Genomic DNA, 24,430 nt, shown 5'->3' on the forward strand with positions numbered 1-24,430 from the left:
CCACAGGGCCAACAGACTCCATCAATCCTTTTATAATTTGATTTGTTTTGTTCTAAGGAACCCTATGCCCGGTCCGCTTCTCGATACGCTCAAAGGTGTCCGTCAGGACGTTGCCCCCGTGTGGCTGATGCGGCAAGCGGGCCGCTATCTGCCTGAATACAGGGAACTTCGAGCCGAAAAGGGCGGGTTCCTCGAACTGGTTTACGACAGCGAGGCCGCCGCCGAAATCACCGTGCAGCCGATCCGGCGGTTCGGATTCGATGGCGCGATCCTGTTTTCCGATATCCTGATCGTGCCGCACGCGATGGGGCAGGGGCTGACCTTTCAGGCGGGCGAAGGGCCGCACCTTGCGCCGACGCTGCTTGAAGTGGAGCTGGACAGTTTCACCCCCGCCTTCGAACGGTTCGAACCAGTGTATGAAACCGTGCGCCGCACCCGCGCGCTGATCGGGCCCGATGTAACGATGCTCGGCTTTGCGGGCAGTCCCTGGACGGTCGCGACCTACATGATTGCAGGCCAGGGGTCGAAGGATCAGGGCCCGGCGCGGTTGCTCGCCTATCGCGATCCGGTGCATATGCAGGCGATTATCGATGCGATCATCAATGTGTCGGTCACCTATCTGCGCGGGCAGATCGACGCCGGTGCCGAAGCAGTGCAACTGTTCGATAGCTGGGCGGGCAGCCTTGCGCCCGATCAGTTCGAAAAATGGGTGATCGCCCCCAATGCCGCGATCACGGCGCAGCTCAAGCAATCGCACCCCGATACTCCCGTGATCGGTTTCCCCAAAGGTTCGGGGGCCAAGCTGCCTGCCTATGCGCGTGAGACGGGGGTGGATGCGGTCGGGTTGGATGAAACGCTCGATCCCGCTTGGGCGCACGCCAGCCTGCCTGCCGGAATGCCCGTGCAGGGCAATTTCGATCCGCTGCTGCTTGAAGCTGGCGGGCCTGCGGTGGCCGAACGGGTCAGAACCATCATCGCCGCCTTTGAAGACCGTCCGCACGTCTTCAACCTTGGGCATGGCATCGGGCAGTTCACGCCCATCGCGCATGTCGAAGAATTGCTCAGCGCACTAAGAGGATGATCTGATGCAGGATGTGCTGGCTTCGATCTATCTGTTCCTCAAATCGGGACACGTGATCTTCATGGTGTTCTGGTTGGCGGGGCTGTTCATGCTGCCGCGCCAGTGCATCTACATGCTCGATCACCTGCCGGGATCGCCGGGGGAGGCGAAATGGGCGATGCGGATGGGCAAACTGCGCAAGATCATCCTGACGCCCAGCATGATCATTGTGTGGATCCTGGGGCTGTCGATGGCCTACAGCGGGGGCTGGTTCGCATCGGGCTGGCTCCATGCCAAACTGGCGCTTGTGCTTGCACTGACGGGCTATCACGGGTGGCTGGTGGGTCAGACCAAAAAGATGGCCCGCGGGGAGCGGCCGCTTTCGGAAAAGACGTTGCGAATGGTGGGAGAGGTGCCGGGAATCCTGCTGCTGTTCATCGTGGTGCTGGTCTACATCAAGCCGTTCTGACGCGTTTCGCGCACCCTGCAATCGCGGCATTGACCTTGCAGGCGCGGGCTTCTATCTCAAGATCACCTATCCGGGTGCTGGCGCGCCGTGCTGCGCTGCCAAGGTCTGCTTTCTCCAAGCCCAGCCCTGCTACAGGGGCGCTGCCATTGATCGGCGGTACTGACCATCCGGCCACTCTAAGACTTTCGGAACACATTAAAAATGCATCTCAAAGACCTCAAGCGAAAGACCCCGGCCGAACTGGTCGCGATGGCGGAAGAACTGGGCGTCGAAGGCGCTTCGACCATGCGCCGCCAGGATCTGCTGTTCAGCATCCTGCGCGAACTGGCCGAGGATGAGGAATACGAAGAAAAGATCATGGGGCTAGGCACCATTGAGGTGCTGCAGGACGGTTTCGGATTCCTGCGCAGCCCCGAGGCGAATTACCTCGCCGGGCCTGACGATATCTACGTCTCGCCTAACCAGGTGCGCCGCTGGGGCTTGCGCACCGGCGACACGGTCGAAGGCGAGATCCGCGCCCCGCGCGAAGGCGAACGCTATTTTGCGCTGACTACGCTGGCGAAGGTCAATTTCGACGATCCTGACGCGGTGCGTCTGCGTACGAATTTCGATAACCTGACGCCGCTGTACCCCGATCAGAAGCTCAACCTCGACACTCTCGATCCGACGGTGAAGGACAAGAGCGCGCGGGTGATCGACATCATCGCCCCGCAGGGCAAGGGCCAGCGCGCGCTGATCGTGGCGCCGCCGCGCACGGGTAAGACCGTGCTGCTGCAGAACATCGCCAAGGCGATCACGGACAACCATCCCGAAGTGTTCCTGATCGTCCTGCTGGTCGATGAACGCCCTGAGGAAGTCACCGACATGCAGCGCAGTGTGAAGGGTGAGGTGATCTCCTCGACCTTCGACGAACCGGCCAACCGCCACGTGCAAGTTGCTGAAATGGTGATCGAAAAAGCCAAGCGCCTGGTCGAGCACAAGCATGACGTGGTGATCCTGCTCGATTCCATCACCCGCCTCGGCCGCGCCTACAACACCGTGGTGCCGTCATCGGGCAAGGTGCTGACCGGCGGTGTCGATGCCAACGCGCTCCAGCGTCCCAAGCGCTTCTTTGGTGCGGCGCGCAATATCGAAGAGGGCGGCTCGCTCTCGATCATCGCCACCGCGTTGATCGACACTGGCAGCCGTATGGACGAAGTGATCTTCGAAGAGTTCAAGGGCACCGGCAACAGCGAAATTGTGCTCGATCGCAAGGTTTCGGACAAGCGCATCTTCCCCGCATTGGATGTCGGCAAGTCCGGCACCCGCAAGGAAGAACTGCTGGTCCACAAGGACAACCTCAGCAAGATGTGGGTGCTGCGCCGCATCCTGATGCAGATGGGCACCGTAGATGCGATGGAATTCCTGCTCGACAAGATGAAGGATTCCAAGACCAACGAAGACTTCTTCGCGACCATGAACCAGTAAGCATAGCAATTAACGGGTCGAGGGGTCGGGCCGCTAACCGATGGACGGGACAACGTGCTAAGCCAATATCTTTACATCAGCACTGCGCCGACCCTGCCGCGCGAGGACGTTGACGCGATCCTTTCCACCAGCGCACGCAACAACCCCGCGCAGGGCATCACCGGGCTATTGCTGTTCAACGGGCGCAACTTTCTCCAGCTTCTTGAAGGGGAGGAAGGCGCGGTTGCCAATCTGATGGACACGATCACCGCTGACCCGCGGCACAGCGGCGTATCGGTGCTCGACAAGCGCGGTATCGCCCAGCGCGCCTGTCCCGATTGGGCGATGAAGCGGGTACTGATTGCCGAAAGCATCGAAAGCCGCCGCGACATGCTCGAACGGGAACTGCCCGAGAGCCTTGATCCCGAGGTGCGCAAGATGATTGTCAATTTCGCGGTTCTGAATTGATCACCTGGTAATATCCCTCAACTGGCCGCTACGGGTTGGTTTTGGCTGAAGGTGTATTGTCCCGCAGGCACTTTGCGGGGTTTGACTATGCGCCGGATCATCTACCAAAGCACGGCATCGGCCAACATCGACCGCGCCGAGCTGTTCCGGCTGGTCTATCATGCGCGGGTGGCGAACGAACGGTCGGGGCTGAACGGTTTTCTGATCTACGCCAACAACCGGTTCTTGCAGGCGCTCGAAGGCGAAACCTGGAAGCTGGTGTCGACCTTCGACAAAATCCGCCGGGATTTACGGCACCATCATGTCGACATCATCGATGAACGATCAATCACCGTCCCGTTGTTCGATGTCTGGCGGATGCGCTGCTTTGATGCGGACAGTGGGCCCGCCGCGCTTGCTTCCATATCGAAGGAGGCGGCACACCCGGTTCCTAAAACGGTAGAAGATGCGGTTCTAGCCTTTTTCGGGTGCGAAAGGGCGCTGGCCAATCAGAAACGGATCTCTGCGATCTAACGCGGGGAGGGGGCGTGTTGTGATGCCGCCAACTGCGCGCCCATCGTTTCCCACACCATGTTGATCGCTTTAAGCGGACGCACCATGACTTTGAAGTCGCTGATCTGGCCATCATCATCGAAGGTGATGATATCGACGCCATTGACATGGATGCCATTGATCACGGTTTCAAATTCCAGCATCGCCTGATCGCCATCAACCAACCTGCGAACATAGCGGAAGCTGGTATTCCCCAGCACCTGCGCTGCGGCGACAAGATAGGCCATGACCACAGCCTTGCCCGTCTGCGGGGTATGGACCACCGGTGAATGGAAGACCGCGTTATCGGCCAGCAGCGCGCTAAGCGTTGCGGGATCATGCCCGCCGTGCATGTAGCTGTCCCAACGGGCCAGCCCTTCGTGAACACGGTTCATGATCCCTCCCATTGTGCCAGTCCAGCAGGAGCCGCGACCATGCCGCAGCCCCTGTCTCCATACCTTATACCAGATGTGCCTCAAAGAAGGCGGCTGTGCGGCTGTCCGCCAGCGTGGCGGCAGCATCGTCGCGGCGTTTGCCCATCTCGGTGGCGAACCCGTGATCGAGGCCTTCATAATCGTGCAGCGTGACCTTGGGGTGGTCATCAAGACCTTCGTGCATCGCGGCCTGTGTTTCACGTGAAACAAATCCATCGGCGGTGGGGATATGCAGCATTAGCGGGTGCGCGATCGCATGCTTTTCTCCCAGCAGGCCATCGATCCCGACACCGTAATACCCGACGCTGGCATCGATATCGGTGCGCGCCGCGGTCATGTAAGCAAGTCGTCCGCCAAGGCAGTACCCCACGCATCCCACCTTGGTGACGCCGTGGGTCTGGCGGATATGATGGATCGTCGCTTCAATATCGCGGATACCGGCATCCTGATCGAACCGGTTCATCAGGTCGAGCGCGGTTTGGAACTCGCGTTCCACATCGGGATCAAGCGTTATGCCGGGTTCAAGCCGCCAGAACAGATCGGGCGCGATGGCTAGATAGCCGTCGGCAGCAAATTTGTCGCACTTCTGCCGGATACCCGGGTTCACTCCGAAGATTTCCTGGATCACCAGAATCGCAGCACGCGGTGTACCTTCGGGCTTGGCGACATAGGCTCCGAAGGTCGCATCGCCGTCCAGAGTGGAAATGGTGTCGTTCAGGGTCATATGCGTCTCTCTTTGCAGGGGTAGGGCGGGGTCAACCCTATCGCTTGCCTTGCCCGCCTGCCAAGCGCAAATGAGTCGCGCGCAACCGGAGAGGAGAACCGCCCCATGAAGATCACCATCGAAGTCGATTGCACTCCCGAAGAGGCCCGCAGCTTCATGGGTCTTCCCGATGTCAGCGCCGCCAATTCGGCCTATGTCGACACCATCGCCAAATCGATGCGCGGCGTATCGAACCCCGAACAGTTGCAGGAATATGCGGCTGCGCTCGCTCCGATGGGGCAGGTCGGGTTGAAGCTGTTCCAGAGCTTTGTCGAAGGCGGAATGACCGCTGCATCGCGGGCCGGCGACGGGACGAAGCGCGGCGAGTGAAACCGGCGATGTCCAGCAGCCCGACGATTTTCGCGCTGTCCAGCGGAGCGCCGCCCGCAGGGGTAGGGGTCATCCGTGTATCCGGGACCGAGGCCGCGGCATGTTTGCAGGGCTTGGCGGGCCGCGTGCCGACACCCCGCCGCGCATCGCTCGCTCGTTTGTACGATGCATCAGGCGCACTGCTTGATGAAGCGTTGGTGCTCTGGTTTCCGGGGCCGAACACGGCGACGGGCGAAGACCTCGCCGAATTTCACTGCCACGGCGGCCGCGCTGTGATTGCCGCATTGCTCGATGCGCTGGCTGGCGTTCCGGGCACGCGCGCTGCGGAAGCCGGGGAATTCACCCGCCGCGCCTTCGCCAATGGCCGAATTGATCTGGCCGAGGCCGAAGGACTGGGCGATCTGCTCGCCGCTGAAACCCAATGGCAACGCAGCGCCGCGCTGGCCAATCTTGGCGGTGCGCTGTCCCGTCAGGTCGAAGGGTGGCGCGAACAGGTGCTGGGTCTTTCTGCCGAAGTGGAAGGCGTGCTCGACTTTTCGGACGAAGAGGACGCCGCCGATTTGCCCGAATGTTTCACGTGGAACATTGCCGCACTTTCGGATGAAATCGACCAGTGGCTGGCGCGCCCCCGATCCGAACGGTTTGGCGAAGGCTATCGCGTTGTGTTGGCGGGCCCGCCCAACGCAGGCAAATCGACCTTGTTCAACGCCCTGATCGAAAGCGACGCCGCGATCACCTCCCCGATTGCGGGGACAACCCGCGATGTCATCGAGCGATCCGTGACGATTGGCGGGGCGCCGTTCACCTTTGTTGATACCGCGGGCCTGCGAGACGCGGATGATGCGGGATTGGCGGATGCGATCGAGACGATCGGTATTGACCGTGCGCGGGGAGAAGTGGCACGCGCCGATCTGGTGTTGTGGCTGGGGCCGGAAGGGCAAGGGCCAGAAGGCGCTTGCTGGGAGATAGCGGCGCAGGCCGACCGCGCCGATATCCCATCAAAGCGAATGGCGCGCTTCACCGTGTCAGCGGCGACGGGTGCAGGGATCAACGATCTGAAAAGCGCGTTGGTCGATGCGGCGCGAAACGCCATGCCCAAACCGGGGGAGGCGGCGCTCAATGCCCGGCAACACGCGCGGCTTTCGGAAGCGTCGGAGGCGTTGGCTTCGGCACGCCAGCGCATAGATCCCTTGTTGGTTGCAGAAGAACTGAGGCGAACACGGGTAGCATTTGATCGGCTGATCGGACGCGCAACTACCGAGGATATGCTCGATACGCTGTTCGGACGGTTCTGCATCGGCAAGTAAGGCTAGCGGCCGGTAAATGTTTCACGTGAAACATTGAGATCAGTACCGCCGAAAATGTTTCACGTGAAACATTGAACCGAAATCAGCCAAAATGTTTCACGTGAAACATTCGTCCCTTTGACGATCAGAGCGCCAGGCCCTATCTGCGCGGCCATGCACACGTTCGATGTCATCGTAATTGGCGGCGGTCACGCCGGGGTCGAAGCCGCCTGCGCTTCGGCACGGATGGGCGCGCATGTTGCGTTGGTTAGCTTCGATCTTGCCGCGGTGGGCGCGATGAGCTGCAATCCGGCGATTGGAGGATTGGGCAAAGGCCATCTGGTGCGTGAGGTCGATGCGCTGGATGGGATCATTGGCCGCGCTGCCGATGCGGGGGCAATCCACTACCGGATGCTCAACCGTTCGAAAGGCAGCGCGGTTTGGGGCCCCCGTGTGCAGGCCGATCGCGTGCGGTTCAAAGCGGCGGTGCAGCAGATGGTTCGCGCGCATGACAACCTCACGCTTGTCCAGGGCGAGGCAGCAGCGTTGGTTTTAGACGGCGAGCGCGTCGCAGGTCTCGAACTGGCGGATGGCACCGTCCTTCGTGCTGGCCGCGTGATCTTGTGTACCGGGACGTTCCTCGGCGGAATTTTGTTCCGGGGCGAGGAACGGTTTGAAGGGGGGCGTATCGGTGAGCACGCCGCTAAGCGTCTGTCGCAACAACTGCGTAGCGCCGATCTGCCGATGGCACGGCTGAAAACGGGTACGCCGCCGCGGCTTGATGGGCGCACCATCAATTGGGCCGTGCTCGAAGAACAACCTTCGGATGGCGAGGCGTGGACGATGTCACCGCTCACCATCCGGCGGATGAACCCCGAAGTGTTCTGTGCGATGACCCGTACGACGCAGGCGGGGCATGATGCCATACGTGCCAACCTGCATCGTTCGCCCTTGTTCTCGGGCGCGATTGCGGCGGCAGGTCCACGCTATTGCCCGTCGATTGAGGACAAGATCCATCGGTTCGGTGACCGCGAAGGCCATCAGGTCTTTCTTGAACCCGAGGGGCTCGACAGCCCGATGGTCTATCCCAATGGCATCAGCACATCATTGCCTGTCGACGTGCAGGAAATCGTGGTTCGCACGATGCCAGGTTGTGAGCGTGTGGCGATCGTGCAGCCGGGTTATGCGGTGGAATACGATCACATCGACCCTCGCGCGTTGACGCCCGATCTTCAGCTGCGCGCCATTCCCGGATTGTATTGCGCTGGACAGATCAACGGAACAACCGGCTACGAAGAGGCAGCTGCGCAAGGTCTGGTAGCAGGGCTTGAAGCCGCAGCGGCCGCACTGGGCAAGCAGGCGCCGCAGCTTGACCGCGCCAATTCCTACATAGCGGTGATGGTCGATGATCTGACGTTGCAGGGCGTTTCCGAGCCGTATCGCATGCTTACCTCCCGCGCCGAATACCGGCTCCGCCTGCGCGCCAACAATGCGGCGACGCGCTTGACGGGTCTGGGCATGGCAGCGGGCTGCATTGGGGAAGCACGCGCGGCGTGGTGGCAAAGGCGTGAAGAAACGCGTGAAATGTTTCACGTGAAACATTCGCAATCGGTCCATGCCAAGGAGCTTGCCGATCTCGGACTACCTGTTCGCCGCGATCATGGCGCAAAACCGATCAGTGAATGGTTACGGCATGATGGAATCACGCCTGGGGCGCTATCGCCATTTCTTGGCGATGCCACCGCAATTGATCCGTGGCTCGCTGAAGAAATGGCCGAAGACGCTGCCTATGCGCCCTATCTCGCCCGGCAGGACGCGGAGCTTCGCGATCTGCGCGCCAGCGAGGCGTTGGTGCTACCCGATAATTTTCCTTATGGTGACGTTCCGGGCCTTTCGAACGAAATGATCGAACGGCTGAGTAAAGCAGCACCTGTGACGCTGGCGGCGGCAGGCCGCGTCCCGGGTGTGACGCCCGCGGCACTTTCCGCATTGCTTGTGCACGCGCGCCGACTGACGAATGGACAGCGTGCGGCATGATCACGAATGAAACCGAAGCCCGCGACTATGTCGCCGGATTGATCGACCCCGCCGGAATGGCACGGATTGAGACATTTGCCGCGTTGGTGCTTCAGGAAAACCAAGAGCAAAACCTGATCGCCAAGGCGACCGAGCCACATCTATGGCAACGGCACATTGCTGATTCGGCACAGTTGCTCGAAAATGTTTCACGTGAAATATTAGGGGCGAATGCGCAGGGTCCATGGCTCGATTTGGGAAGCGGCCCCGGTTTCCCAGGATTGGTGATCGCAGCGATGTGCCCCAATATGCCCGTGGTGCTGGTCGAATCGCGTGGTCGGCGTGTGGCGTTTCTGGAACGAGCGATTGACGCCCTGGGATTGGAAAAATGCCGGGTAGAGGGTCAGCGGCTTGAACGGGTCGAACCCTTTGAAGCCCGCGCCATTTCGGCACGCGCCTTTGCGCCGCTACCCAAACTGCTCAGCTTGTCCGAACCCTTCTCCACAAGGCGTACCGCCTATGTCTTGCCCAAGGGCCGCTCGGCGGCGCAGGAGTTGGAAACACTGAAGCCTTCGATTCGGGCAATGTTTCACGTGAAACATTCCTTGACCGATCCCGACGCGGGAATCATTGTGAAGGCATGACACGCGAGACACGCGCCGGATCGATCCTGGACGGCGCGCGGGAAGGACGCACATCACCATGCTGACCCCATCATGTTCGTAATCGCGATCGCCAACCAGAAGGGCGGGGTGGGCAAAACCACGACCGCGATCAACATCGCCACGGCCATGGCCGCGACTGGGTGGCGCACGTTGCTCATCGATCTGGACCCGCAGGGTAATGCATCGACCGGTCTGGGCGTTCACGCAGCAGCCCGCGAAGTTTCTAGTTATGATCTGCTGGTCGACGAGGTATCACTCGCCAGCGCGGTTGTACCGACGAGCATCCCGCGGCTTGATCTGGTTCCAGCTACCGTTGATCTGTCCGGAGCAGAGGTTGAGCTGGTTGCCGTGGAAGGGCGCACCCACCGGCTCGACAAGGCGTTGGCGAACCATGCGGGCCATGACATCTGCTTCATCGATTGCCCACCTTCGCTGGGTCTCTTGACGCTCAACGCGCTGTGCGCTGCTGATACGTTGTTGGTTCCGCTGCAGTGCGAGTTCTTTGCGCTCGAAGGATTGAGCCAGCTGCTTCAGACGGTGGATCAGGTGCAGCAGCGGTTTAACCCGGACCTGGGTATCATCGGGATTGCGCTGACCATGTATGATCGCCGCAACCGTCTGACCGATCAGGTGTCTGACGATGTGCGCGATTGTTTGGGCAAACTGGTGTTTGACACGGTGATCCCGCGCAACGTCCGGCTGTCCGAAGCGCCAAGCCACGGGCTCCCCGCACTTATCTATGACCAGCACTGCACCGGCAGTCGCGCCTACATGTCTCTGGCGCGCGAATTGATCGGGCGGTTTCCCGCAGAAAGACAAGCCGCATGAATGATAATGTCGCACAACCCGCCGATGTGAATACTCCGGCGCGCAGCGATGACAAGCCGCGCCGCTTGGGGCGGGGGTTGGGAGCCCTCTTGGGAGAAACGCGCCGCGAAGAACCGCTGGTGCGGCGCGATGAAGGGACGTCGACTGACACACCGGCAGCGGGGCATTCACTGTTGCGCAACCTTGCGCTGGCTTCGATCAAGCCGCTTCCGGGCAATCCGCGCAAATATTTCGATGAAGCCGCGCTAGAAGAGCTGGCGGCGTCCATTGCGACGCGCGGCGTGATCCAGCCCATCATCGTCCGCCCGCATCCCAATGGTGACGGGTATCAGCTCGTCGCGGGCGAGCGGCGCTGGCGTGCAGCACAAAAGGCGCGGCTGCATGAAATTCCCGCTCTGGTGCGTAATCTTTCGGAACGCGAGGTAATGGCGCTCGCGCTGATCGAGAACCTGCAGCGCGAAGATCTCAGCCCGGTGGAAGAAGCGCGGGCTTATAATCGCCTGTCCGAAGAAGAGGGCATGATTCAGGCCGACATCGCCAAGATGGTCGAGAAGTCGCGCAGCCATGTCGCCAACATGATGCGACTGATGACCCTGCCTGAACCGGTGCTCGGTCTGATCGAACAGAGCAAATTGTCGATCGGGCACGCCCGCGCATTGATTGGGCGTGACGATGCGGCGCATTTGGCCGAAGTCGCCGTGGCCGAAGGCTTGTCGGTGCGCGATATGGAGGCGCTGACCCGCAAGCCCGCCAAATCTACGAGCGCGGGATCGACAGCAACTGCGCAAAGCATTGAAAATTCGGATATTCTTGCCGTTCAGCAGCATCTGGAAGAATTTCTGGGACTGAACGTCAAGATCAAGCCCGAAGTCGATCCACGCAAGGGAACGATCACGATCCGCTACACCACGCTCGACCAGCTCGATCTGGTATGCCAGCGTTTGACTGGCGGCGAATTCTGAATCGGCATCGTCTACTGGCCGTAGCAGCAAAAAGCCCCGCATGATCAGGCGATCGTGCGGGGCTTTTTCATGCCGTCATGATCGTACCGAATTAGCGGTTCTTGATCATCTTGGCCGAAGGGCGCTGCGCAGGAATTTCGCGCGACGCGCCGGGGACGGCATAGGTTTCATACCGTTCGGTTTCGCGCACCACCACCTGCTGCTGCGTTTCGGTGCGCACCGGAACCATCACCATCTGCGGCGGTGCAGCATAGGTGTAGGCCGGATAGCCGTAGCCGTAGCCATAGGCCGGCGCGGCATAGGCGGGCGGCGCGTAGGCGATCTCACGGCTGGCAACGCGCGCCCCGGGCGTGCCGTAGGTGGATAGGTAACTGTCGAGCGCGGCGTCGCAATCGTAGCGATCTTCGTCATCATCGCCATCGAACAGGCTGCCGATGAGCCCGCCGATCAATCCGCCGCCCCCTACGCCAAGCGCCGTACCGAGCACCCGGTCACCCACGCCGGCAATTTCATATCCGGCAAAACCGCCCGCAATCGCGCCGAGAAGGCCGCCAATGATGACGCCGGTATCATCGCGGCCCAGATCGCGCGTACGGCGGCGACATTCGCGCAGCCAGTCTTCGCGTTCAAACACGACTGGCGCGCTGGCATATGTGGGGGCATAGCCTGCGGGGTAGGAATAGCCCTGATGCGGCTGTGCAGGCGCTGCGGGACGCGGCCGGGGGCCTTCGATCCGGCGGGTGCGGGTGATTGTCTCTACCCCGTTCACCTGAGTCACGGTCTCATCGCCTTGCACAGTCAGCGGAGCGGTGCGGTATTCTTCGGGAAGATCGCGCAAATCGGCTTCATCCATCGGGGTGAGCGGCGGAAGGTCGGCATAATTCTGCGCCTGCAATCCGGCGGGCATGACCAGCGCAAGCGCAAGGACGGGCAAGGTTCGTGACAGCGTCGACATGGGCAAAATCCCCCTGAAACAGCCGGTCGGGCTGATGGTTAGCCAAACCTTACCACCCCTGCCGCCTTGCACCCAAGCGGCGCTGTCACGCGTGTCCCGTTTCGGGATAGGGGTGGGGCAGGGGGTCAGATCCGCGTCGCAAGCAAGGCGGCCAGCGCCTCAATCCCGGCGGCATCTTCGGCTGCGAACCGCGCGGGTGTGGGGCTGTCGAGATCGATCAGCGCAATCACGGTGTCGCCGCGCCGCACCGGCACCACCAGTTCCGATTGGCTGGCCGCGTCACACGCGATGTGGCCCGGGAAGGCGTGGACATCGGCTACACATTGCGTGACGCCGCTTTGTGCCGCTGCACCGCACACGCCCCTGCCAAAAGGAATACGGATGCAGGCCGGTCGTCCGACGAAGGGGCCGAGCACCAGTTCATCGTCAGCGCCCGATTTTGCCGGGGCCACACGGTAAAACCCTGCCCAGTTCAGATCGGGCAGAAATTCCCACAACAGCGCCGCGACATTTGCCATGTTGGCGATGCCATCAGGTTCGTCGGCAGTCAGTGCGTCGGCAGCGCTGACCAGATCGCGATACAGCTCTGCCGGGGGAAGCGGGGTTGCGGGCTTGAAATCATACATGCGCAGCAAGGCCTTTCATCGCGTGTTGCCCGCCTTATCGGTTGCCGCATCGGCGGCCGGGCTATATCTCGCGTCACATGGCTCTTTTTCGCAAAATCGCAATCGCTGTTGTTGTCGCCATTCTGTTGGTAGGCATCGCCCTGTTCTTCCTTGCCCGCGGTGACACCGCCGATCTGGCGGTCGATGAGGTCGCGGGGGTCGATCCGATCCTGCAGGAAGGCGATGCGCAAACCTTCCCCACCGTCCAGATCGCCGAGCCGGTAGGCTGGGCCGATGGCGAAGCGCCCACACCCGCCGCCGGGTTGGCGGTCGTGCGCTTTGCCGAAGGGCTGGATCATCCGCGCACGCTGTTTGCGTTGCCCAATGGCGATGTGCTGGTCGCGCTGACCCGTGCGCCCGCCAGCACAGGCAGCAGTTCCGGCATCATGGCAACGATCCGCGGATGGATCGAAGGCTTCCTGTTCTCCCGCGCCGGAGCGGCAGGCGAATCGCCCAATCAGATCGTGCTGCTGCGCGATGCCGATGGCGATGGCCGCGCCGAAGTGAAGGAGGTGATCCTGGAAGCGGGGCTGGATTCGCCGTCGGGCATGGCCTGGAAGGATGGCACGTTGTTTGTTGCCAACCACAACGCGTTGCTGGCCTTCCCTTACGAACTGGGCAGCACCAGCGTCAGCGGGGCACCGCGCAAGCTGATGAATCTGCCCGCAGGCGGCGGTCACTGGATGCGCAATGTCGAACTCTCCCCCGATGCACAGGCGCTTTATGTCGCGGTGGGATCGGTCAGCAATATCGGCGATCAGGGCATGGCGGTTGAAGAAGGCCGCGCGATGATCTGGGAATATGATCTGGCCCGCGGCCGCCAGCGCCAGTTCGGCGCAGGCCTGCGCAATCCCAACGGTATGGATTTCAGCCCTTGGACCGGGGAGCTGTGGACCACCGTGAACGAACGCGACATGCTGGGAAGCGACCTGGTGCCCGACTATCTTACCAATGTCCCGGTGGGCGCGCAGTACGGCTGGCCCTGGGTCTATTACCGCACCAATATCGACCGCCGGGTCAAGGCGCCGATGCCGCGGTTCCTGATGGAGTATGTGCGCAATCCCGAATACGCGCTGGGCCCGCACGTCGCGGCGCTGGGACTGGTGTTCTCACGCGAGGGGAGCCGGATGGGCGATGCCTTTGCGAGCGGCGCCTTCATCGCGCGGCATGGATCGTGGAACCGCAAACCCATGTCGGGTTACGACGTGGTGTATGTGGACTTCGATGATCTGGGTAATCCGGTGGGCAAGCCGGTACCGGTGCTCACCGGGTTCCTGACGGGCGATGACACCACCCGCGGCCGCCCCACCTGGGTTGAATGGGCAGGCGACGGGGCGCTGCTGGTGTCGGACGATACCGCCGGAATCATCTGGCGGGTGATTTCGCCCACCGCCAAGCCCGCGCCCGCGATCGCCGCCCTGCAGGGCGAACCGCTGCCGCCACGTGCGCTGCGCGATCCGCAGGCTGATTTCGAAGCGGACTACCTGCGCGAACAGCAGGCGCGTCAGCCCGCCAACTAAAGCGGCAGGCCAGCGCGCCCGGCCAGTTCGGTGGCAAATTGCCGCGCGGTGCGGCCCGACCGGTTGCCCCGCGCAATCGCGAAGGCCATCGCCTCCTCGGCATCGAAGGCAAGCCCCAGCGGCGCGGTATAGCTTGCGACGATGGCGAGATAGGTTTCCCGGTCCGCCGGGTGGAACCCTAATGTCAGCCCGAAACGATCGGCCAGCGCCAGCGCATCGTCACGTTCGTCGCGTTCATGAATGGCTGTGCTGGTATCCTCGCGTTCGACAATCGCGCGGCGGTTGGCTGTCACCGCCACACGGATGCGCGGCGGGCGGGGCACCGCACCCCCATCGAGCAGGCTTCTGAGCGCCAGCACCGCGGCCCGGCCATCGGCGTCAAATCCAAGATCATCGATGAACAGCAGGAATGCACGGGGATGGCGGTCCAGCTCTGCCACCAGCGCGGGAAAGCCTGACAGCGCGTCAGGCGCAATCTGCACCAGCGCCAACGCCTGCGGTTGGGTGCGTTGCACATCGGCCACGCAGGCGCGCACCAGCGCCGATTTGCCCATGCCCCGGGCGCCCCACAGCAAGGCGTCATGCGCCGCCGCGCCGCGTGCCAACCGATCGCACAAGTCGCGCAGCGCAACTTTCTGCGCATCGATCCCGTGCAGTGCATCCAGCGGCAAGGCCTCCAGCGCCGGCACAGCCCGCACCGCGATGCCATCCCACACGTAGGCAGGCGCACCAAGCCAATCGGTCGGCGGCGGCGCAGGCGGGGCGAGCCGCTCCAACGCGGCGGCGATCCTCTCCAGCGCCTGCTGCGTAGGGGGCATGTCAGCCAAGCAGAGCAGCCGTGGGTAGTGCGTACAGCAGGTCTGACCCTGCCACAGCGCCTGCCTTGAGCCCGGCGGCTTCGGGCACGATCCGGTCGAGGAAGAACCGCACCGTCACCGGCTTGGTCGCGGCGAGTTCGGGCGATGCGCCCGCAGCGACGGCTTCGGCCTGTTTCATCAACTGCCACCCCGCCACGCAGACCGCAGCCATCGTGCAGAACGGGACGCTGCCGGCCAGCCTGTCATCCAGGCTCGCCTCGTCGCGCATCCAACGCGCCACGTGCGCGCAATCCATCGCAAGCGCGGCAAGCGCATATTCGGATGCCGCCTCGCGGGCGATGGTTTCGAACAGGGACACCATGGCCTCGCCCCCACCAAGGCCCAGCTTGCGGGTGACAAGATCGGCCGCCTGGATACCGTTGGTGCCTTCGTAGATCGGAGCGATGCGCGAATCGCGCCAGTGCTGCGCTGCGCCGGTTTCCTCGACAAAGCCCATACCGCCGTGAATCTGGATGCCGATCCCGGCGACTTCGACGCCGATGTCGGTGCCCCATGCCTTGATGAGCGGCACCACGATTTCGGCGCGGGCCCGGGCAGCATCATCGCCCAGATTGCCGCGATCGACCTGCCCGGCGCAGTAATACAGCAAGGCGCGGCTGGCTTCGGTCAGCGCCTTCATGCGCAGGATCATGCGGCGCACATCGGGGTGTTCGATGATGGCGACCGCAGTCTTGTCGGGCGAACCGGCGCGGGCCGATTGCACCCGGTCACGCGCATAGGAAAGCGCCTGCTGCGTGGCGCGTTCGGCAATCTGCGCGCCCTGATTGCCGACATTGATGCGCGCATTGTTCATCATCGTGAACATCGCGGCGAGGCCCTTGTTTTCGTGGCCCACCAACTCGCCAATGCAATCGCCATTGTCGCCATAGGACATCACGCAGGTGGGCGAGGCGTTGATGCCCAGCTTGTGTTCGATGCTGACGCAGCGCAGATCATTGTGCGGGCCAAGGCTGCCATCGGCGTTCACGTGATATTTGGGCACCACGAACAGCGAAATGCCGCGCGATCCTTCGGGTGCGTCGGGAAGCCGTGCCAGAACCAGATGAATGATGTTTTCGGCCAGATCGTGCTCACCCCAGGTGATGTAGATTTTCTGCCCGGTGATCTTGTACTTGCCAGCATGTTCGCCGCTCTCGATGGGTTCCGCAGTCGATCGCAGCGCGCCGACATCGCTGCCCGCCGCAGGTTCGGTGAGGTTCATCGTGCCGGACCATGCGCCGCTGACTAGCTCGGGCAGATACATCGCCTTCTGGTCGTTCGACCCGTGATGCTCCAGCGCCTCGATCGCGCCGACGCTCAGCATGGGGAGCAGCGTAAAGGCCATGTTTGCCGCGCCGAGGTTTTCGAGCACGTTGCACGACAATGTGAAGGGCAGGCCCTGTCCGCCATGTTCGACGGGCGAAGCGATCGCGTTCCAGCCCTGTTCGACATAGGCCTTGTAGGCGGCATCGAATCCGTCGGGCAGGCGCACCACGCCATTTTCCAGCTTGGCGCCTTCCAGATCGCCGATGCGGTTCAGCGGGGCGAATTCTCCGGCCGCAAACTGCCCCACGCCTTCGACGATGGCTTCGACCAGATCGGGTTCGGCATGGGCAAAGCGTTCGTGGGTCGCCAGCTCGTCGATCCCGGCATTGACGCGGATGGCGAGCAGCTGATCGGCGGTCGGCGGGGTAAAGGGGGTCACTTTGGGGGCGTCCTTGCGTGGAGGAAAGGGGTTCGCACTTGGCAGCGCTGGGGTTTGAATATAGCGCCGGGGGCATGAGCGGCAAGAACGTTACGGAAGTGGTGCTGGCAGATGCCGCGGGGATCGCAGCAGCGGCGCGAATCCTCGAATCGGGGGGCCTTGTCGCGGTGCCGACCGAGACGGTTTACGGGCTTGCGGCGCGGGCCGACAGTGCCGAGGCGGTAGCGCGGATTTATGCCGCCAAGGGCCGCCCGGATTTCAATCCGCTGATCGTGCATGTCGCAGGGCTTGAGCAGGCGGCGCGGTATGGGGCGTTCACGCCCGAAGCCTGCGCGCTGGCCGAGGCGTATTGGCCCGGCCCGCTGACGCTGGTGGTGCCGCGCCGGGCCGATGCCGGGTTGGCCGATGCCGTCACGGCAGGCCTTGCCACGGTCGCGCTGCGCGTACCGGCGCATCCGGTGATGCAGGCACTGCTCAGGCAAATGAACATCCCGCTTGCTGCGCCATCGGCCAACCGTTCGGGCTTTATAAGCCCGACGACGAGCGACCATGTGCTCGCTTCCCTGCAGGGGCGGATCGATATGGTGCTGGACGGCGGGCCCACCACGGCGGGGGTTGAATCCACCATCGTCGCAGTGCGCGCTGATGGCCGGGTCGAAGAACTGCGCCCCGGCCCGCTTCAGATCGCCGCACCGCACACGGGCGGGGCTATCGAGGCTCCGGGCCAGCTTGCCAGCCACTATGCGCCGGGCAAGCCTGTACGACTGAACGCCCGCGAGGCCGCGGCAGACGAGTTCCTGATCGGTTTCGGCGCTGTGAGCGGCGCTGTAACGCTGTCAGTAAGTGGTGACTGCAACGAGGCCGCAGCGCGCCTCTACGCTGCCCTGCACGAAGCCGCACGCGCTCCGCAACCCCGCATCGCGGTCGCCCCGGTGCCCGATGAAGGTATAGGCCGCGCGGTCAATGATCGGTTGCGGCGGGCGGCGGCTTAATCGCGCCGCTGCGGTTCGGTCGGAACCCCCGGCAATAACGCCTTTATCTCGGCCCGAATGGCCTGCGCCTCCTCGCACGCTGCATCATCGCCATCGGCACAGCGTTCGGCCTGTCTGTCGAATTCACGTTCCAGCTTGCCAAGCCGTTCTTCGCGCCTGCGAATCTCCCTGCCGCGATTCTCATCGGCTTCGGACTGGCTGGTGGTGGCCAGATCGACCCCCTTGCTCACAGCCCTGACCGGGAAGGTGACGACATCCGCCGCAGCACGGGCAAGGCACCCCTGCAGGGCGAGCGAGGCAAGGCCGAGGGCCACAAGGGGAAGCGCACGCATGGTGGCCCTATGTTGCGCGCCCCTTGCGATAAGGCAAATGCTATTGTGCGCGGTTGGGCGCTGCGGGTACTGCCGGGCCTACGGGCACCATCGGCGCCTGGGGCACCTGCATATCGGCCGGGATCGCAGCGGGTGCGGCGGCAGCGGCGCTTGTCGGGGTGCACGTGAGGGCGCCCGAACCGAAGGTTTCAACGGCGCATTTTGCGGCGCCCGAAACCCTTACATCGCCTGCGCCCGCAATCGTGGCGCTGACTTCGCCATCCGATGCAAAGGCGACATCGCCCGTTCCGCCAATATTTACCTCGGCGTTGTCTGCCTTGAGCGAAGGCATTTCAACATCACCCGCACCGCCGATATTCACTTCAAGCCGGCGTGCCGTGCCCGCGCCCCTGACAGTGCCGCTGCCGCCGATATTGATCCCGAGCTTTTCCGCAGCCACTGCGCCGAATTCGATCAGGCCCGATCCGCCAATGGTGATTTCCGATGTGCTGGCAAGGTTTTGCGCCCTGACCGTGCCGCTTCCGGCAATGATGACATCTTCCGGCGGCGGCATGGTGATGCGGATTGTCGCGGTTCCTTTGCCGTTCCAGCCGCTTTCACGGGTGACGCCAATCACCTTGTCGTCGCGGACAAACCGCAGGCTGTCTGTGTCGCTGCCTTCCACAGTGATAGCAAAGGTGTTGCCATTGGTCAGGATCACCGTGTCACCTGACGACAGCACCACATCGGTCGGCGGCGGGCCGGCGATTTCCAGTTCGGCGAGGGGGACGCCTTCCTGCCCGTTGATCAGCATATTCTGTTCGCATCCACCAAGCGTGGCACCAAGCGCCAGCAATGGTGCAGCGACACGTGCGGCGGACAAAGCATTGAACATGTGAACATCTCTCCCGAAAGCGTATTGCCGTTATAATACACCAAGCAAACCGCTGCAAGCGGTGCGCGGCACGATCGCCTGCGCGCATACAAAAAGGGCCGCCCCGAAGGACGGCCCCTGTTGGTTTCGCAGCGACGCGCGGCTTATGCTTCTTCGGCGCTGTCGTAATATTGCGGCGCGTGTTCGCGCAGCACGTCGAGGATCTTGTTCAGCGCGGTCGGTTCATCCGTCTCTTCCATCGCCGCGAGTTCGCGGGCGAGGCGGCTGGATGCAGCTTCGAAAATCTGACGTTCCGAATAGGACTGTTCGGGCTGGTCTTCGGGGCGGAACAGATCACGGGTCACTTCGGCAATCGACACAAGGTCGCCCGAGTTGATCTTCGCTTCGTACTCCTGTGCGCGGCGCGACCACATGGTGCGCTTGACCTTGGGCTTGCCCTTCAAGGTTTCCATTGCCTGCTTCAACGTCTTGTCCGACGAAAGCTTGCGCATTCCGATCGCTTCAACCTTGCCCACGGGCACCCGGAGCGTCATCCGCTCCTTTTCAAAACGCAGCACGTAAAGTTCCAGCTGCATTCCGGCGATTTCTTCCTTCTGCAACTCGATCACGCGGCCTACGCCGTGCTTCGGGTAGACAACATAATCGCCAACGGTGAATGCGTTTGCGGTGCTTGCCATGCAAGATCCTTTCTATAAGCCTGCCCGGAATCCTGAGAAGGACAATCCACCCGGTGACGATCACCTCCTGCGAAGGGAGATGCATGCGCCGGGTCAAAGATTATCCAAACGTGGAGTTGCGGGGGGTGTGCGGCCTTCCTGGTTATCGTCCTGCGCCTGTTAAAAGCTCAGCGCGGTTGCAAGGGTATATAACACGTCAGCAACAAAATTGCGAGTCCCGCGTTTCAGTCCGCATCGGGCGCACTGGCGGCCGCGACATGCGCGCCCAGCAGCAGCAGGAACGCGCTCAGCCAGAGCCAGGTCAGGAACACGACCACCGCGCCCAGCGATCCGTAGGTGGCATCGTAATTGCCGAAATTGCTGGCGTAAAAACCGAAACCTATGCTGGCAGCCAGCCAGCCCAACGCAAACAGCCCGCTGCCACGCATTGCCGCGTTCCGTCCCACGACATCGCGCCGCGGCAACACGCGGTAGGCAAGATAGGCGCCGCCAAATCCGGCAAGCCCGACCAGCACGTAACTGGCAAAGGCGCCGCCGCTGCCCGCCAGCACGGTAGAAACCAGCGTGGTAATCCCCGCCATCAGGCCCAGCGCCAGCACTGCGCCAAAGGTGATCGCCAACGCCAGCAGATTGGAAGCGATAAAGCCGCGGTCTTGCTTGATCGCAAAAGCCATGTCGATTGCGGTAATCAAAGCGCCGGCGGCGACCCGCGCACCGAACAACGCAAGCGCGATGGCAAGCATCAGACCAAGGCCCGAACTGCCCTTGTTGCGCGCTGCGACATTGTCCAGCTGGCCTGCAACCAATTCGCCCGCGCCGCCCGGAAGCGTGCGGGACAAGCTGTTGCCATGTTCGGCAATCACCGAAGGCTCAACCACCAGACCATAGGTCAGGATCGCAGCCGCCAGCATCGGGACAAGCGCCAGAAAACCGTAATAGGCGATTCCGGCGGCGATCAGGCCGGCATTGCTGTCGCTGGAACGCGACCAACCGGCTTTCAATGAAGCAATGACAGGGACCATGCCCTAATTACCGAATGGCGCGCCAGAGGTTCCCTCGGCGCGCCCATAAGGTATGGATCAATCCCCGTCGCCGGGCTCTTCGGTGAAGTACTTTTCAAACTTGTCCTTTTCGCCTTTGTGCGCATCGGCATCTTCGGGCGGGGCCTTCTGGCTGGTGATATTGGGCCAGACGGCCGAATATTGCGTGTTCAGCTCAAGCCACTTTTCCAGCCCGTCTTCGGTATCGGGCAGGATCGCTTCGGCGGGGCATTCGGGTTCGCACACGCCGCAATCGATGCATTCGCTGGGATTGATCACCAGCATGTTTTCGCCTTCATAGAAGCAATCGACCGGGCACACTTCCACACAATCGGTGTACTTGCACTTGATGCAGTCTTCAGTGACGACGTAAGTCATTGCGGCTCTTTCAAAAGCGGTCTTCGGAATCGTCGGGCACAAGGCCCGCGGTGAGAGGCGATGCTGCTATGGCGTTTTGCGCTTTAGGGTCAAGACCCTCGGCGTCAACATCGCGGTAATGCAAACGCGCCTGGGATGGCGTGCCGCGCCGGTCGGGGATGGTCACAAGTTCGATCACCCGCACGCTGCGGCCCACCGCCAAAGTCAGCACATCCCCGATACGCACCTGTTCTGCGCCCCGCAGCACATGCTTTCTGTTGCGGCGCAAAGCGTGAGTTTCGATCAGCGTAATCGCGGCAGAGCGGGTGCGGGCGAGCCTCAGATAGACCAGCAGCCGGTCCGCCCGGATCGATTGTCCCGTGCCGCTCGCCATCAGCCCTTGAGCAGGTCTGCCAGCTTGTCAAAGGCGCCGCCAGCGCGTGCCGGGCCAGTGTCTGCAACGGGGCGGGGCGGCCCCTTGGGACCGGGGCGGGCGGGGCGCTGCGGGCGCTTGTCATCGCGAGGTTTGCCCTTGGCCTGCGCCGCGTCAGGGGCGCTGCGTTCTGTCCGATCGCGATCGTCGCGCCGTGCGCGGCGCTGCTGCGGCGCGCGGTCGGTGCGGCGGTCTGCGGCGCGATCATCACGCTCGCGCCCCTGTTCCTGTGGACGGCGCGGGCGCCAGTGCCAGCGATCGGGTGCGGGCGGGCCGAATGCGCCTTCGGGAAGCGTGCGCGCCTTGTCGCAGCGGAAGCCGGCACTGCCCAGAAGGCGGCGAGCGTTCTCCGCTTCCAGACCGATCGAGACCGCGAGCGACAGATCGACGCGGAAGGCGCGGTTGCGTTCCTTGGGGTGCAGGGCTGCAGCCACCGCTCGCCCATCAAAAGCGGCGCGCAGGATCTTCTCGGCCAGATCGACCCGGATCGCCTGGCTACCGGCATAGCGATACCCGGCCGGCAAGCGGCCCTTGGCCCACCCGCCCTCTGCAAGCACCGGCAGCATCGCATCATTCACCGGGCGCAGATCAAGGCCGAGCGCGTGAAGCAGCCGCCGGGGAGCGGGCTTGAGCAGAGGCGCTGCAAAAATGTCGAGCGCGCCGAAAGTAACGCCCAGTTTGCGCAGGTAAGGGCGCATGTCCTTGGGCAGGTGTTCCAGCCCGGCATCCTCGCGGCTGATGACCCCGCGTGCTTCGATCAGCGTGATGACCAGCGCACGCGCCTGCGATCCGGCTTCGGGATCGCGCGCGGCTTCGGCCAGTTTGCGCAAGGGAGCCAGCGGTTCCAGCTGCCTGTCGAGCCATTGCGTCAACCCGGCTTCCAGCTTTGTCTTGGCCGCTTCGGGCAGCAGCGCCAGATCGCGGCTCAGCGCCAGACGCGGCGCGCCAAAATTGCCCGCGCCCGGTTGACCGGGAAAGCTGATGTCGGCCAGGGCACGCCCTTGCCACCGGATCGCGCCGCCGCTGATTTCCAGTTCGGCAATGCCTTGCGACAGCAGCCAATCGGCGCGTTCAGCCAGCAGGGCGGGCAAAGCCTTTTCCCCCGCCGCCAGCAGCATCCGTCGGTCAGCGACCCCGGCGTTGGGGTCGACATGGAAGCGGAAGCCTTCCAACCGGCCGATGCTTTCGCCTTCAACGGTAAGCTGGCCATCGGGTTCGAGCGTGACGGGCAGCGCGCTTGCGTCCTGCCCCAGCGATTTCATCAAGAGAGTCGTCCTTCGGTTCACGAAACGCTCGGTCAGCCGCGCATGCAGCGCATCCGAAAGTTTCGCCTCGACAGCGCGAGCCCGCGCCGCCATTTCGTCACGCGCCAGCACCCAATCGGGTCGCTGGCAAATATACGCCCAGCTGCGAATCGCCGCAATCCGGCCCTGCAGCGTGTCGATGTCGCCCTGCATCCGGTCAAGTTCCGCGATGCGCGCAGCGACAAAATCCGCGCCCAGATAGCCTTGGGCAAGGTCATCCCACAAGCGTGCGACAAACCGCGCGTGCTGTTCGACCCCCAGATTGCGGAAATCGGGGAGCGAACACGCCTCCCAGAAGCGCCGCACGCTTCCGGCACCGCGCACGCTGCGGCCGATGTCATCGTCAGCCAGCCGGCGCAGCACCGCCATGTCGATCGCTTCGGGCGCGGCGCGCAGCACGGCGTGGTCGGGACGTGCTTCGAGATCGGCGATCAGTGTGCGCAGTGAATCGAAACGTGGGGTGGCATCGCGCCAGAACAGGTGGGTGAGCGGCGCGAACTTGTGTTCTTCGACCGCGTAGACTTCTTCATCGGTGAAGGCGAGCGGTTCGCCCGGATCGCCTTTGCCCGTTCCCGACAGCGTGCCAAAGGTGCCATCGCGCTGATGGCGTCCGGCACGCCCGGCGATCTGCGCCATTTCCGATGGGGTCAGGCGGCGCTTGCGGCGTCCGTCGAACTTGGAAAGCGCGGCAAAGGCGACGTGATCGAGATCAAGGTTCAGCCCCATGCCGATCGCATCGGTGGCGACGATGTAGTCGACCTCGCCCGACTGGAACATGGCGACCTGCTTGTTGCGGGTTTCGGGCGACAGCGCGCCCATCACCACCGCCGCGCCGCCCCTGAACCGCCGCAATGCTTCGGCCATAGCGTAGACCTGTTCGACCGAAAAGGCGACCACGGCTGATCGTTTGGGCAGGCGCGACAGCTTGCACACGCCCGCGTGCGACAGCGTGGAAAAGCGTGGGCGGGTGGTGATTTCGGCGCCGGGGATCAGCGCCTTGACCATCGGTTCCAGCGTGGCCGAACCCAGGATCATCGTTTCTTCGCGCCCGCGGACATTCATCAAACGGTCGGTAAAGATATGCCCGCGTTCAGGGTCGGCGCCCAGCTGCGCTTCGTCGATCGCGACAAAGGCGTGCTGCCCGCTGACGCGGGGCATGGCTTCGGCGGTGCACAGGAAATAGCGCGCGTCGGGTGGTTCGATCCGCTCCTCTCCGGTGATCAACGCAACCTGCTTGTCCCCCTTGATGGCGCGCACCCGGTCATACACCTCGCGCGCCAGCAGCCGCAGCGGAAACCCCATCATGCCGCTAGAATGGCCGCACATGCGTTCGATCGCCAGATGCGTCTTGCCCGTGTTGGTCGGCCCCAGCACCGCCCGCACGCGCGCGTCCTGCGCAGGATTGGCGGAAACGCCGCGCAGGGCAGCAAGGCGAGCAGGCGGGGGAGCAGGCACTATGGC

26 protein-coding genes are annotated in these 24,430 nt (G+C 62.9%); 13 read left to right on the plus strand and 13 right to left on the minus strand.

The features are described 5' to 3' along the window. Positions 1–64: 64 nt before the first annotated feature. The 5 genes from hemE (at position 65) to SJY33_RS11915 (ending at position 3,956) form a co-directional block, all read left to right on the plus strand. Positions 65–1,081 carry a uroporphyrinogen decarboxylase gene (gene hemE / locus SJY33_RS11895; RefSeq protein ID WP_379922979.1) on the plus strand — a complete coding sequence of 339 codons (1,017 nt, stop codon included), beginning with the start codon at positions 65–67 and terminating at the stop codon, positions 1,079–1,081. 4 nt (positions 1,082–1,085) lie between these two features. Continuing rightward, positions 1,086–1,529 carry a CopD family protein gene (locus tag SJY33_RS11900; protein ID WP_379922980.1) on the plus strand — a complete coding sequence of 148 codons (444 nt, stop codon included), beginning with the start codon at positions 1,086–1,088 and terminating at the stop codon, positions 1,527–1,529. A gap of 201 nt (positions 1,530–1,730) precedes the next feature. Further along, entirely contained in the window at positions 1,731–2,996 is a 1,266-nt protein-coding gene (gene rho, locus SJY33_RS11905) for a transcription termination factor Rho (RefSeq protein ID WP_379922981.1), read from the plus strand. A gap of 54 nt (positions 2,997–3,050) precedes the next feature. After that, complete coding sequence (locus SJY33_RS11910; protein ID WP_379922982.1) at positions 3,051–3,443, plus strand: BLUF domain-containing protein; 393 nt, start codon at positions 3,051–3,053, stop codon at positions 3,441–3,443. Positions 3,444–3,530: 87 nt separating this feature from the next. Then, a complete protein-coding gene (locus tag SJY33_RS11915; RefSeq protein WP_379922983.1) occupies positions 3,531–3,956 on the plus strand; it encodes a BLUF domain-containing protein in 426 nt (141 codons plus the stop codon). Here the strand turns inward: SJY33_RS11915 and SJY33_RS11920 are convergent. Both SJY33_RS11920 and SJY33_RS11925 read right to left on the minus strand, forming a co-directional pair. Next, entirely contained in the window at positions 3,953–4,369 is a 417-nt protein-coding gene (locus SJY33_RS11920; RefSeq protein WP_379922984.1) for a nuclear transport factor 2 family protein, read from the minus strand. The genes SJY33_RS11915 and SJY33_RS11920 overlap by 4 nt on opposite strands. A 64-nt stretch (positions 4,370–4,433) precedes the next feature. Then, positions 4,434–5,132, minus strand: a complete 699-nt coding sequence (locus SJY33_RS11925; protein WP_379922985.1) for a dienelactone hydrolase family protein — start codon at positions 5,130–5,132, stop codon at positions 4,434–4,436. Positions 5,133–5,237: 105 nt separating this feature from the next. Here SJY33_RS11925 and SJY33_RS11930 point away from each other — a divergent pair, with 105 nt between their 5' ends. The 6 genes from SJY33_RS11930 (at position 5,238) to SJY33_RS11955 (ending at position 11,258) form a co-directional block, all read left to right on the plus strand. Then, positions 5,238–5,501 carry a DUF6489 family protein gene (locus tag SJY33_RS11930; protein WP_379922986.1) on the plus strand — a complete coding sequence of 88 codons (264 nt, stop codon included), beginning with the start codon at positions 5,238–5,240 and terminating at the stop codon, positions 5,499–5,501. A gap of 8 nt (positions 5,502–5,509) precedes the next feature. Further along, the gene (mnmE, locus tag SJY33_RS11935) at positions 5,510–6,808 is read left to right on the plus strand and encodes a tRNA uridine-5-carboxymethylaminomethyl(34) synthesis GTPase MnmE (protein WP_379922987.1); all 1,299 of its coding nucleotides are present in this window, start codon (positions 5,510–5,512) and stop codon (positions 6,806–6,808) included. Between the two features lie 153 nt (positions 6,809–6,961). Further along, on the plus strand, positions 6,962–8,824 hold the full coding sequence (mnmG, locus tag SJY33_RS11940) for a tRNA uridine-5-carboxymethylaminomethyl(34) synthesis enzyme MnmG (protein WP_379922988.1): 1,863 nt from the start codon (positions 6,962–6,964) through the stop codon (positions 8,822–8,824). Then, on the plus strand, positions 8,821–9,447 hold the full coding sequence (rsmG, locus tag SJY33_RS11945) for a 16S rRNA (guanine(527)-N(7))-methyltransferase RsmG (protein ID WP_379922989.1): 627 nt from the start codon (positions 8,821–8,823) through the stop codon (positions 9,445–9,447). Before mnmG ends, rsmG begins: the two co-directional genes overlap by 4 nt. A gap of 72 nt (positions 9,448–9,519) precedes the next feature. Beyond that, positions 9,520–10,296, plus strand: coding sequence for a ParA family protein (locus tag SJY33_RS11950; protein ID WP_379922990.1), 777 nt, complete (start codon positions 9,520–9,522; stop codon positions 10,294–10,296). Beyond that, a complete protein-coding gene (locus tag SJY33_RS11955; protein ID WP_379922991.1) occupies positions 10,293–11,258 on the plus strand; it encodes a ParB/RepB/Spo0J family partition protein in 966 nt (321 codons plus the stop codon). The genes SJY33_RS11950 and SJY33_RS11955 overlap by 4 nt, the downstream gene beginning before the upstream one ends. A 91-nt stretch (positions 11,259–11,349) precedes the next feature. Here SJY33_RS11955 and SJY33_RS11960 read toward each other — a convergent pair whose 3' ends face one another. Continuing rightward, complete coding sequence (locus SJY33_RS11960; RefSeq protein WP_379922993.1) at positions 11,350–12,213, minus strand: hypothetical protein; 864 nt, start codon at positions 12,211–12,213, stop codon at positions 11,350–11,352. Positions 12,214–12,338: 125 nt separating this feature from the next. Continuing rightward, positions 12,339–12,839 (minus strand): GAF domain-containing protein, encoded by a 501-nt coding sequence (locus SJY33_RS11965; RefSeq protein ID WP_379922994.1) that lies wholly within the window; start codon positions 12,837–12,839, stop codon positions 12,339–12,341. 77 nt (positions 12,840–12,916) lie between these two features. Here SJY33_RS11965 and SJY33_RS11970 point away from each other — a divergent pair, with 77 nt between their 5' ends. Further along, positions 12,917–14,398 (plus strand): PQQ-dependent sugar dehydrogenase, encoded by a 1,482-nt coding sequence (locus SJY33_RS11970; RefSeq protein WP_379922995.1) that lies wholly within the window; start codon positions 12,917–12,919, stop codon positions 14,396–14,398. On the opposite strand, the gene SJY33_RS11975 is transcribed toward SJY33_RS11970, so the two are convergent. Both SJY33_RS11975 and SJY33_RS11980 read right to left on the minus strand, forming a co-directional pair. Beyond that, positions 14,395–15,216, minus strand: coding sequence for a DUF815 domain-containing protein (locus SJY33_RS11975; protein ID WP_379923586.1), 822 nt, complete (start codon positions 15,214–15,216; stop codon positions 14,395–14,397). The two genes, SJY33_RS11970 and SJY33_RS11975, sit on opposite strands and share 4 nt — an antisense overlap. 1 nt (position 15,217) lies before the next feature. Next, complete coding sequence (locus tag SJY33_RS11980; protein WP_379922996.1) at positions 15,218–16,960, minus strand: acyl-CoA dehydrogenase; 1,743 nt, start codon at positions 16,958–16,960, stop codon at positions 15,218–15,220. Positions 16,961–17,034: 74 nt separating this feature from the next. Here SJY33_RS11980 and SJY33_RS11985 point away from each other — a divergent pair, with 74 nt between their 5' ends. Continuing rightward, the gene (locus SJY33_RS11985; RefSeq protein ID WP_379922997.1) at positions 17,035–17,952 is read left to right on the plus strand and encodes an L-threonylcarbamoyladenylate synthase; all 918 of its coding nucleotides are present in this window, start codon (positions 17,035–17,037) and stop codon (positions 17,950–17,952) included. Here the strand turns inward: SJY33_RS11985 and SJY33_RS11990 are convergent. The 7 genes from SJY33_RS11990 to SJY33_RS12020 all read right to left on the minus strand — a co-directional run bounded on the left by SJY33_RS11990 (position 17,949) and on the right by SJY33_RS12020 (position 24,295). Beyond that, positions 17,949–18,284, minus strand: a complete 336-nt coding sequence (locus SJY33_RS11990) for a hypothetical protein (RefSeq protein WP_379922999.1) — start codon at positions 18,282–18,284, stop codon at positions 17,949–17,951. The genes SJY33_RS11985 and SJY33_RS11990 overlap by 4 nt on opposite strands. Positions 18,285–18,324: 40 nt before the next feature. After that, positions 18,325–19,158, minus strand: a complete 834-nt coding sequence (locus SJY33_RS11995) for a head GIN domain-containing protein (protein WP_379923000.1) — start codon at positions 19,156–19,158, stop codon at positions 18,325–18,327. A 143-nt stretch (positions 19,159–19,301) separates the two neighbouring features. Beyond that, the gene (locus tag SJY33_RS12000) at positions 19,302–19,835 is read right to left on the minus strand and encodes a CarD family transcriptional regulator (protein WP_379923001.1); all 534 of its coding nucleotides are present in this window, start codon (positions 19,833–19,835) and stop codon (positions 19,302–19,304) included. Positions 19,836–20,059: 224 nt separating this feature from the next. Next, the gene (locus tag SJY33_RS12005; protein WP_379923002.1) at positions 20,060–20,857 is read right to left on the minus strand and encodes a YihY/virulence factor BrkB family protein; all 798 of its coding nucleotides are present in this window, start codon (positions 20,855–20,857) and stop codon (positions 20,060–20,062) included. A gap of 57 nt (positions 20,858–20,914) precedes the next feature. Then, positions 20,915–21,253 (minus strand): ferredoxin FdxA, encoded by a 339-nt coding sequence (fdxA, locus tag SJY33_RS12010; protein ID WP_379923003.1) that lies wholly within the window; start codon positions 21,251–21,253, stop codon positions 20,915–20,917. 10 nt (positions 21,254–21,263) lie between these two features. Beyond that, positions 21,264–21,626, minus strand: coding sequence for an RNA-binding S4 domain-containing protein (locus SJY33_RS12015; protein WP_379923004.1), 363 nt, complete (start codon positions 21,624–21,626; stop codon positions 21,264–21,266). Next, a complete protein-coding gene (locus SJY33_RS12020; protein ID WP_379923587.1) occupies positions 21,626–24,295 on the minus strand; it encodes a helicase-related protein in 2,670 nt (889 codons plus the stop codon). Before SJY33_RS12020 ends, SJY33_RS12015 begins: the two co-directional genes overlap by 1 nt. Positions 24,296–24,430: the final 135 nt, after the last annotated feature.

This window comes from Erythrobacter sp. R86502, assembly GCF_042466465.1.
In the GTDB taxonomy this organism is placed as follows: Bacteria; Pseudomonadota; Alphaproteobacteria; order Sphingomonadales; family Sphingomonadaceae; genus Erythrobacter.